Genomic DNA, 7,641 nt, shown 5'->3' on the forward strand with positions numbered 1-7,641 from the left:
TTCTCATGCAGCTTGTAAACCAACCCTCTCAAGACTGCTCTCTAAGAGATTATCACCTTAGATATGGCGAGAGCGCCCACTAAATACCCGTTCTAGTTGTTTGAAGTTCTCTAGAACACGACCTGTGCCTAAAACCACACAACTTAGGGGATCAGCCGCCACATGAGTCACAATACCTGTTTCGTGACTAATCAACGTATCTAGTCCTTTTAGTAAGGCACCACCACCCGCTAACATGATGCCTCGATCAATAATATCGGCAGCGAGTTCAGGTGGTGTCCGCTCTAAAGTCCGTTTGACCGCATCAACGATGACTGAAAGCGGTTCGGACATACTTTCGCGAATTTCGGGTCCCTTGATACTCACAGTTCGCGGTAAACCAGACAGCAAGTGTAAGCCGCGTACTTCCATGGAGAAATCATCGTCCTCATGAGTCGGGTAGGCTGAACCAATCTGAATTTTAATTTCTTCAGCCGTTCGCTCCCCAATCACCAGGTTATGCACTTTTTTCATGTACTGGGTGATCGATTCACTCAGTTCATCACCAGCAACCCGTACCGATTCGCTCAAAACGGTACCTTGTAAACTGAGTACCGCGACTTCTGTCGTCCCACCACCGATATCAATAATCATATTACCGGTTGGCTCTGCTACAGGCAGCCCCGCACCGATGGCAGCAGCAACAGGTTCATCGATCAAGTACACATCTCTGGCACCGGCTTGAGAGGCAGCTTCCATAACTGCCCGCCGTTCCACACCAGTTACACCACTGGGAATCCCAATGACAATCCGAGGCTGAACTAAAGTACGCCCTTCGTGAACTCGCCGGATAAAATGCTTGAGCATGAGTTCGGCGGTATCGAAGTCAGCAATCACACCATCGCGTAAAGGACGCAAGGCGACCACGTTACCTGGAGTTCTGCCCAGCATTTTTTTGGCGTCCTCTCCCACCGCTAGTGGCACTTTTTCATCTTGGTCCATGGCGACGACAGAAGGCTCCTGGAGTACGATGCCTTTGCCAGATACATATACTAAAGTATTAGCTGTACCTAAATCGATACCCATGTCCCGGGATAGGGAAAAGCGACTGAAAATACCCACTTGTTTATAAGCCCCCAAGGTCGAATGTTTCTATGTATAACAAACAATGTATCTGAACTGTAACCGAGGTGGATTCTATTACGTTTTTTTGGCTGAGTCTAGTGAAGTTGATAAAGTCATCGCTATTAATCGTTGAAAACGAAGCTGAAAGTATCATTCAGACGACAAAATTGCTGATCCGGAGAAAGTCAAGGTCACAAGCGAGGGTGAATCACGGCAATTGGCGTGCCTCCAGTAGGGCTTGAGGGATTGTGGACAACGGTATAAATTCGCTAAACTGTTTGGCAATAAGTACAAGGGTACTAAGAAAATGAGTCTCAATGTGGTTAATTTAGTTGGTCGGGTGGGCGCAGACCCCGATGTCCGGTATTTCGAGTCGGGCAGTGTTTTGTGTAAGTTAACACTGGCGGTGGATCGTCGCAGCCGCAACAGTGAGAAGCCTGACTGGTTCAATCTAGAGATTTGGGGGAAGACAGCAGAAGTGGCGGCAAACTACGTGCGGAAGGGAAGTTTGATTGGGATTCAAGGAGCACTGAAGATTGATCCGTTAACAACGCGGGATGGTCACAACTACCACAAGCCCGTTATCAGGGTGGATCGAATGGATTTATTAGGATCTAAACGCGATAATGATCCCAGCACCGTTGATCGCTACGGCGAGACAGAGTTCTAAAGGTTAGTAGCTAATTTGCAGGGTGACAGATGCCTGTACCTCTTGCTCACCACCAATAACTGGTGTCGGAGCATTTTGGGCAAAGGACTCCGCCCTGCTCATCAGCGGCATGGGTGGAGACGGTGGTGTGGCACCATTAATTTGAATGGTAACGATATCTTGACGGGTGAGGTTCAAGGCATTTAACACCGCATCGGCTTGTTCTTGGGCATCTTGGGTGGCTTCTCGTAGCGCTTGTTTTTGAGCCGTGGCGATCGCACTTTCGGGGGCGGTAAAGCTAATCGAGTCGATGCGAGTCGCACCAGCAGCCACGGCATCATCCAAAAGGGTTCCCGCCTGTTCTGTGGGAATGCGGAAACTGACCGTGTTACTGGCAGAATACCCGATCAGGCGCTGCTGATTGTCCTCGTAGCTATAGACAGGGTTGAGTTGGATACTGGTGGTTTGGAGTTGTTGGACATTACGCGATCGCAGCAACTCCACTACCGCCGCTGACTGACGTGCCACCTCTTGTTGCACCTGTTGCGCTGTTTTTCCTTGTACCTCAACCCCTAACTGGACTCGCGTCAAGGTTGTGGGAATTCGTTCTACGCCTTGTCCGGTTACCGTTAGCGTTCGTAGCATTCGCTCCTGCGCGATCGCCGGATTTATGCATCCGAGCATCACTAAACCCAAAACCCCAGCCATCACCTGTAACTTTTTTTGGCTCAGGAAACGGGAACATAGATCTGTCATTTTATAAATTCTCCAAACACCGATAGATTAAGCCTTAACTTTGACACCATAGAGCATTATCATTTCTGGGGTTACAGTTTTTGCAACTCAGTAGTTTAATCTGTAGCCAAGCTCCCAGACGCGCCATGGCACGTCTCTACAAGCTCCCTGTTCCCTGTTCCCTGTAGAATGGAATTCATGCTTTTTTCTCAACCTATAGCTGATGCAACTACCTGGGCGAGTTCCCTAACTCCCCCCTTTAGCTTCCCCTGGCTATCTGCCCACCACTCTCTGATCGCCGCAGCCAGTGAAGCCACCACCAGCGAAGCCGAAAAGAGTTCATTAATCTTCGCTGGCGTATTGCTGAGTTTAGTCGTCATTTACTTCGCTAGCAAATTAGGTGGCGAACTTTGTGCGCGGATTAACTTGCCACCTGTACTGGGGGAACTCGTTGGTGGGGTAGTTGTGGGAGTCTCAGCGCTGCATCTGTTGGTCTTTCCCGAAGCGGGATCAGATGCCGCTAGCTCCATGATTGTCAGCTTCCTGGAACGTACAGGGGGCTTAAATCCAATGGCGGCTGAGTCGGTGTTTGACACTCAGAGTGAGGTGATCTCAGTTTTAGCCGAACTGGGGGTGGTGATTCTTCTATTTGAAATTGGACTGGAATCGGATTTGCAAGAACTGATCCGAGTTGGTCCACAAGCGGCTGTTGTCGCCATTGTGGGGGTGATTGTTCCCTTTGCCGCCGGAACCGCTGGGTTAACCTATTTATTCGATGTTCCGCCTGTTCCAGCCATTTTTGCGGGGGCGGCGCTCACCGCTACCAGTATTGGGATTACCGCCAAAGTTTTAGCCGAAATTGGCAGTCTCAGTTCTAAAGAAGGTCAAATTATCATTGGTGCAGCGGTATTAGACGACGTGTTAGGCATCATCGTGCTAGCGGTGGTGGCAAGTTTAGCCAAAACTGGGGAAATCGCGATCGCGAATGTTATTTATCTAATCATCAGTGCGGGTGTCTTTTTAGTCGGTTCCATTTTAGTGGGACGCTTTCTCGGTCCTTACTTTGTCGCCTTGGTGGATGAAATGAAGACAAGGGGTCAGCTTTTACTCACCGCCCTGATTTTTGCCGCGATTCTGTCTTACATTGCCGCCGCGATTCAACTTGAAGCTATTTTAGGCGCATTTGCCGCTGGTTTAATCCTGGCAGAAACCGATAAACGCCGGGAATTAGAGGAACAGGTGTTACCTGTGGCAGATGTCCTCACCCCGATTTTCTTTGTCGTGGTGGGTGCCAAAACTGATTTAAGTGTCCTTAATCCAGCGGTTCCCAGCAATCGAGAAGGGTTGATTTTGGCACTGTTCCTGATCGTGGTGGCGATTATCGGTAAGGTAGTCACAGGCTTTACGGTCTTTGGTCAACCGGGTATTAATCGTTTGGCAATTGGTGTGGGGATGATTCCCCGAGGCGAAGTGGGACTGGTTTTTGCTGGCGTCGGTTCAGCTAGTGGGGCGCTGTCCTCGGCAACTGAAGCGGCGATTATTATGATGGTGATTTTAACCACGTTTATCGCTCCCCCCTTATTGCGATTAGTCTTAAAAGAACCCGAAACTGTCCCCGGATCAGAGCCAGTGGAAACCCTGTCAGAGTCTAAACCCGAATGACTTAATCATCGCCAGTTCTCCTGAAGTACAAGCAGGGGGAGCAATGTAGAGACGTGCCATGGCGCGTCTGGGAGCAGTTGGGATTGTTCATCCGAAAAGGGACTATACTATTTTGTTTGAAACTTAAATTCGTTACTCTACGTCCCTGAAAGCGGACTGTCTATAACAGCTACTCAACTCAACTTGGGTGAGTCACATTGGCTTAAGCCAAGGTTGAAACCAAAGCGAGCAGTTGGACTTCGGGATATAGGGTGAACCCGATCAACCTGACTGAGTTCGGTTTTGAACTCAGCAACTGCCTTAAGTGAAACGCCACCCACCCAAATGCTGTATGCAGCACCGAGCTTTAAGTTAGGAGCAATAATTGTGAGATTTCGCTGGCTACTGCTACTCTCCAGCTTTTTGAGTGTTTTTCTCTATACATCCGCCGCCGAAGCGCGTCAACTGCTGTTTTGGCGGTTTGACCGCGCTCAAAATCAGTTGGTCTTTACCACCGATGAGGGGGTTCAGCCGAGGGCGCAACTGATTGCGAATCCGACTCGGCTGGTTATTGATTTGCCCGGAACTCGACTGGGACGCCCGACGGTGAATCAACAAGTGGGCGGTGCGATTCAAGAAATCCGAGTCGGACAATTTGAAAACCAAACCACTCGGATTGTGGTGGAATTAGCCCCAGGTTATACCCTCGACCCCCAACAGGTACAATTTAGGGGACTCTCGCCGACGCAGTGGACGGTGAATATCCCCAATCCACAACGGATATCCAGTTTACCCAGTCCGCCTCCCCCAGTCCGAACTGTTAACCCTTCGACTTCGCTCAGGGTTAACGATCGCCAATCTCCTCAACCGAGTTCACCCCCAACGGTGACGGTGGAAACATCGGCGACACAAGTGGATAGTTTCCAGGTGACTCGGAATGGATTTTTTATCCATACCGATGGTGGAAAACCGGATCAGATTAAGGTAAAGCGGAGTCGCGATCGCCGCCAGATTGAGATTGAGGTGGAGGGGTTAAATCTCTCCCGCCGTCTGGTTGAGCAAACGTTGGACGTGAATCGCTACGGCGTTAGCCAAATCCAATTCCAAAGGCTGAAAGATTCACCCCCCTTGACTCGGATCACCTTAAATGTTGACCGAGATAGTCCCGATTGGCAGGCACTATACAGCGATGTTGGCGGGTTGGTGATTATCCCCAGAGGAACCTCAGCATCCAGTTTAGAAAGTCGCTCTAATGCTTCGGGTAATGTCTTAGTCTCTTATCCTTCGCGATCGCAAACCTCGAATCGACGAGTCAGCATTAATCAACAAGCAACAATTCAGTCGGTTGAACTGGGAAATAATCAGACTCAACTATTGATTGAAGCCGATCGCCCTGTCCAAGCCACCAGTCGTTGGGACGCGAATGAGAGGGCGTACCGGATTACGATCCCCAATGCCCAATTAACCGATCAGGTTAAAGGACCTCAACTGACTGCCAATAGTCCTTTATCACGGGTATTGCTGCGCCAGCAAGACTCTAACACCGTGGTAATTTTGGTGCAGCCGAGTCCAGGAACTCAGATTGGTAGCCTCAATCAAATTAGCGATCGCCTGTTGGCGCTACCCATACAAAAAAAACAAGCCACATTACCGCCCCGTGAATCGATTCCGGTACCGCCGCCAAGTCCATCCCCCGCACCCCCAACCTCATTTCCCACGGTTCCCAACAGTCGAATTGTGGTGATGGTTGATCCGGGACATGGCGGGAAAGATCCCGGCGCTGTTGGTATTGGCGGATTACGGGAAAAGGATGTTATTTTACCCATTGCCCAAGAAGTGGCAGCATTATTAGAAAAGCAGGGTGTGCAAGCCGTATTAACCCGCAATAGCGATTATTTCGTGGATTTAGCGCCCCGTGTGACCATGGCGGAGCGAGTCAATGCTAATCTATTTGTCAGCATTCATGCGAATGCCATTAGTCTCAGCCGCCCAGATGTCAATGGATTGGAAACCTATTATTTCGCCAGTGGGCAACGACTTGCCCAGACGATTCACAATAACATTTTACAGACAGTTCCGGTACAGAATCGGGGGGTTAGACGCGCCCGGTTTTATGTGCTAAGAAAAACTTCAATGCCAGCGGTTTTGGTAGAAGTGGGGTTTGTCACCGGTCGAGATGATTCGGCAAAATTAAATAATCCGACTCACCGTAGCCAAATGGCACAGGCGATCGCTCGTGGTATCCTTCAGTACATTCAGCAGAACTTTTAATCGTTGACACAAGGATCTACTTTTGAATTCTCTGTTCCCTGTTCCCTGTTCCCTGTTCCCTGTTCCCTGAGAAATAAGCAATGACAAATGATCCGATTTTGACCTTAAGGGGAGAAGCACAGCACCGTCGTATTGGCGTATTCGATAGTGGTGTTGGCGGACTTACCGTTCTCAGGGAACTCTACCGACAACTTCCCCATGAATCGATTCTTTATTTTGCCGATACCGCACGCCTTCCTTACGGTACTCGTTCGCCTAGGGAAATCATCCAATTTGGGCGCGAGATTCTCACCTGGATGGTTGAGCAAGATGTGAAAATGGTGGTGCTGGCGTGTAACACCAGTGACGCCTTAGCCCTAGACACCTTACGCCGTGAGTTTCAACTGCCGATTCTGGGATTAATTCTGCCCGGTTCTCGTGCAGCCGTTCAAGTCGGGCGTCGGATTGGCGTGATTGCTACCCCGGCGACGGCGGCGAGTAATGCCTATCGACGCGCTTTATTGGAAGTGGAATCCACGGTTCAAGTGTGGCAAGTTAGTTGTCCAGAATTTGTCCCTTTAGTGGAGCAAAATCGGTTATATGAACCCTATACCTCGGAAGTGGCTTCGCAGTATCTGACGCCATTACTTCAGCAGCGAATTGATACGTTGATTTATGGGTGTACTCATTATCCCTTGTTGGCGCCTGTATTGCGACAAATTTTACCCGCATCTGTCCAATTAATTGATCCGGCTGAACATGTGGTGGCGGCGGCGGCGCAAGAACTGGATTTAATGGGATTAAAAAATAGTTCACCACCGCTACCGACGCGATTTTGTGTCAGTGGTTGTCCGCAGCAGTTTGCGAAGTTATCGGTACAGTGGTTGGGGTGTACTCCAGTTGTGGAAAAAACCTATTTGCCAGACGTATCGCCTGTATCTATGTCTGTTGAAGCGGTGGATTAGAATTGTAGGGGCGCACCGATGTGCACCCGTGTCAACTTAAGCTAAACCCCTCTCCCCCAGCCCCTCTCCCACGCCGGGGAGAGGGGAGCAAGAGCATCCGATCCCCCTTCTCCCGTGCAACAAAAGCGAAGCATCTGCTGTCCTCCCCCCTCTTGTAGCTATGCATTACTCACATCTTTCTTAACATGAATGCCCTTGACAAAAGCAGTAGTTTTGGGGGAAAGTAAAAGCCAAGTCTGGGCAATGTCATGGAGTCGTCGCAGACCTTGCCAAATAGTTTTAACCCCCGGTTCGCCA

Annotated in this window: 6 protein-coding genes; 4 read left to right on the plus strand and 2 right to left on the minus strand. The window is 49.8% G+C overall.

Features of this window, described 5'->3' with window-relative positions; translation table 11 throughout:
* Nucleotides 1–57: 57 nt before the first annotated feature.
* Nucleotides 58–1,065, minus strand: a complete 1,008-nt coding sequence (locus tag RH949_RS17950; protein WP_044208646.1) for a rod shape-determining protein — start codon at nucleotides 1,063–1,065, stop codon at nucleotides 58–60.
* Between the two features lie 346 nt (nucleotides 1,066–1,411).
* Between RH949_RS17950 and RH949_RS17955 the strand changes: the two genes are divergently transcribed.
* Nucleotides 1,412–1,774 carry a single-stranded DNA-binding protein gene (locus RH949_RS17955; protein ID WP_446354988.1) on the plus strand — a complete coding sequence of 121 codons (363 nt, stop codon included), beginning with the start codon at nucleotides 1,412–1,414 and terminating at the stop codon, nucleotides 1,772–1,774.
* A 3-nt stretch (nucleotides 1,775–1,777) separates the two neighbouring features.
* Here the strand turns inward: RH949_RS17955 and RH949_RS17960 are convergent, their stop codons facing one another.
* On the minus strand, nucleotides 1,778–2,509 hold the full coding sequence (locus tag RH949_RS17960) for an SIMPL domain-containing protein (protein WP_006104566.1): 732 nt from the start codon (nucleotides 2,507–2,509) through the stop codon (nucleotides 1,778–1,780).
* 177 nt (nucleotides 2,510–2,686) lie between these two features.
* Here RH949_RS17960 and RH949_RS17965 point away from each other — a divergent pair, with 177 nt between their 5' ends.
* From RH949_RS17965 to murI, 3 genes are all read left to right on the plus strand, one after another.
* Nucleotides 2,687–4,150, plus strand: a complete 1,464-nt coding sequence (locus RH949_RS17965; RefSeq protein WP_446354990.1) for a cation:proton antiporter — start codon at nucleotides 2,687–2,689, stop codon at nucleotides 4,148–4,150.
* Nucleotides 4,151–4,474: 324 nt separating this feature from the next.
* The gene (locus tag RH949_RS17970; RefSeq protein WP_446354999.1) at nucleotides 4,475–6,400 is read left to right on the plus strand and encodes an N-acetylmuramoyl-L-alanine amidase; all 1,926 of its coding nucleotides are present in this window, start codon (nucleotides 4,475–4,477) and stop codon (nucleotides 6,398–6,400) included.
* Between the two features lie 80 nt (nucleotides 6,401–6,480).
* On the plus strand, nucleotides 6,481–7,344 hold the full coding sequence (gene murI / locus RH949_RS17975) for a glutamate racemase (protein ID WP_446354992.1): 864 nt from the start codon (nucleotides 6,481–6,483) through the stop codon (nucleotides 7,342–7,344).
* Nucleotides 7,345–7,641 lie beyond the last annotated feature (297 nt).

Source organism: Coleofasciculus sp. A1-SPW-01 (assembly GCF_040217205.1).
GTDB lineage: Bacteria > Cyanobacteriota > Cyanobacteriia > Cyanobacteriales > Coleofasciculaceae > Coleofasciculus > Coleofasciculus chthonoplastes_A.